This window comes from Vibrio genomosp. F6, from assembly GCF_005146325.1.
GTDB lineage: Bacteria > Pseudomonadota > Gammaproteobacteria > Enterobacterales > Vibrionaceae > Vibrio > Vibrio cortegadensis.
The window spans coordinates 1-2,370 of sequence record NZ_SYUT01000092.1; the positions used below are offsets into that span (position 1 = coordinate 1).

Annotated in this window: 3 protein-coding genes and 1 pseudogene; all 4 read right to left on the minus strand. The window is 47.9% G+C overall.

The window, feature by feature from the left end:
• Positions 1-32: 32 nt before the first annotated feature.
• Positions 33-167, minus strand: a complete 135-nt coding sequence (locus FCV43_RS20885; RefSeq protein ID WP_431188304.1) for a transposase domain-containing protein — start codon at positions 165-167, stop codon at positions 33-35.
• Between the two features lie 69 nt (positions 168-236).
• A pseudogene (gene tnpC / locus FCV43_RS19670) lies at positions 237-1,561 on the minus strand (IS66 family transposase); the annotation flags it as partial.
• Between the two features lie 59 nt (positions 1,562-1,620).
• On the minus strand, positions 1,621-1,974 hold the full coding sequence (gene tnpB, locus FCV43_RS19675) for an IS66 family insertion sequence element accessory protein TnpB (protein ID WP_017037716.1): 354 nt from the start codon (positions 1,972-1,974) through the stop codon (positions 1,621-1,623).
• Entirely contained in the window at positions 1,971-2,288 is a 318-nt protein-coding gene (gene tnpA, locus FCV43_RS19680; RefSeq protein WP_017037717.1) for an IS66 family insertion sequence element accessory protein TnpA, read from the minus strand. The genes tnpB and tnpA overlap by 4 nt, the downstream gene beginning before the upstream one ends.
• Between the last annotated feature and the right edge of the window lie 82 nt (positions 2,289-2,370).

Here is a 2,370-nt window from a genome sequence, read left to right on the forward strand (position 1 = left end):
GTATCCGCCCCATGAACCCACGGGGCGACTTGTCAGTGTTTGAAGTTCCAAGGCAGGAGTGCGTCGATATCAGGCTCAGCTTTCGCCAGCTCTTTCATGCACTTGACCATGTAGTCGTAGAGGATAAGACCGTTGGCTTTCGCGGTCTCGATGATGCTGTAAAGCATCGCGCTCGCATCAGCACCGTTTGGTGTGTTAGAGAACAGCCAGTTCTTCCTGCCAATGACCAGTGGTTTAATTGCGCGTTCAGCGCGATTATTATCAATAGATAAGTGACCATCGTCGATATAACGAATAAGCTTTGACCATTGCCCAAGCGTATATTTTATCGCTTTGCCTAGTGGGCTAGAGCCAATCACCTTCTGGGTCGTCATCCATTGGTAAAGCTCATCCAGTATCGGCTTGGCAAGCGCTTGACGCTCTGCTTTTCGCTCTTGGGCAGGGCACCTTTTAGGCGTGATTCTATCCCGTAGAGTTTTTGGATTTTAGCCAGCGCCTTATCAGCCTTGCCTGATTTACCTTTCCCTTGAAGCTTCTTCGCATCCATGAACTTGCGACGAGCATGCGCTAAGCACCCTACATTGGTGACGTGATGCAGACCATCATAAGCCGCGTAGCCATCGGTTTGTAGATAACCGTTGTAGTCACCTAAAAAGTCCACGGGACACGCCCTCGCGCGACTGTTTTGATAGTCGTACAAGGCAATATTTTTCACATTCGGCAGTGCCGATTCGGGTGAGTCAGCGCCTGAGCAGTAGAGCCACATATAACACTTCTTCTCTTCTTTGAGCACATTGAGCGGCGTTTCATCCGCCTGAACCACCACTTGTTGAAGCAGGTTCTCCTTCAAGGCCGCATACAGCGGGGCGAACTTCTCACTGACTTGGATAACCCACCTTGCCATGGTGGTGCGTGATAGCTCGATACCCGACTGGGTAAACAGCGATTCTTGGCGATAAAGTGGCATCGCGTATTGGTATTTGCCAAGAATGATGTTGGTCAGCAAGCTTTCTGTGGCGAAGCTTTTAGGGATGAGACTCTGAGGGGATGGCTTCTGAACGATACGACTGCTGTCACCTGTTTTCTCGCACTGGCGGCAAGCGTACTTAGGACGAACATATTCCAACACTTTGAGTACCGCTGGCGTGAACTCTAGCTTCTCGCTGCGGTCTTCACCGATTTTATGCAGGCTATGATTGCAGCAAGCGCACTGCTTTTCATGGTCGTCTACATCAAGTTCGATAACCTCACGAGGCAAGGTCTTAGGCAGAGGTTTACGTTTACCGCGCTTTTTCGTTGTGGTCGTGGTTGTCACCTCAACCTCGTCTTCTTTAACGGCTTCACACTCCGCTTCGTTGAAGAGGTCACCTTGTGATTCATCGTAAGGCTTTAATGCCTCCGAGCGTTTCGCGAACTGACGGTCGAAGGCGAGTTTGAGTTGTTCAAGCAGCGATTGGCGCTCTTGTTTCCACTCATTTTTCTCCGACATCAGAGCAGCTACCATCGCTTGTAGCTCGGCAACATCTTGGCTTTCTGGGTTGATATTTGGCGTCTTTTTCATAGCATTGATTATACTAAAATCGTGCCGTTAACGCTTGGAGAATAAGGCTTTATTCTCGATTAACTCATTGTAAAATCGTTTATTTTGATGGGTTCGTGGCCGATAATTGTGAAGCCTGAAAGCAGTCTATCAAGCTCAAATTGAGTGAGGGTAAACACCTGATTTTTCTCTTTTGAAGGCCACTTATACTTGGCTTTTTCAAGGCGTTTATACCAGAGGGCGAAGCCTGTTTTATCCCAGTACAACACTTTAATCTTATCGCGCTGTTTATTGGTAAACAGGAACAGCGCACCGCTGCCAAGAGGCAAGTCAGTATCATTTTCGATAATCGCTGCAAGGCCGTTGATGGACTTTCTAAAATCGACGCTTTCACGATAAAGGTAAATGTCTGGAGCGCTGAGCATACCTTTCATGACAACGCTCCAATGAGTTCAGCAAGATAGGTGGCTGGCGTGCCTTGAGGAATGCTCAGCTCCACATCATTGATGAGAAGTGTCATGTTCGCCGTAGCTATCTGGGCCTGATACTTGGTTGTCTTTTCAACGATTTCGGCTCTAACAAATCCGACAGATTCCGATTGGTTTGCTGTTTGGAGTTGACGCCGTTTGGCGAAGAACGTGGATAAACTCAGTCCATGCTCTTCACAAAAAGCGCGTTGGGTAACACTGCTACTTTCATATTGTTCAAACAGTGATTGCCATTCTAGGTTGGTGCGTCGTTTTGCCATTTCAACTCTCCTTTGGGTTGGAGAGATGATCTTATTCTTCGTGCTGAAAGATTAGAATGCGGTGTTCATGACACGCTTACGT

Coding starts and splice junctions, on each gene's coding strand:
- tnpA (WP_017037717.1), bottom strand. CDS start 2,288: ATGGCAAAACGACGCACCAACCTAGAATGGCAATCACTGTTTGAACAA.
- FCV43_RS20885 (WP_431188304.1), bottom strand. CDS start 167: ATGCTTTACAGCATCATCGAGACCGCGAAAGCCAACGGTCTTATCCTC.
- tnpB (WP_017037716.1), bottom strand. CDS start 1,974: ATGAAAGGTATGCTCAGCGCTCCAGACATTTACCTTTATCGTGAAAGC.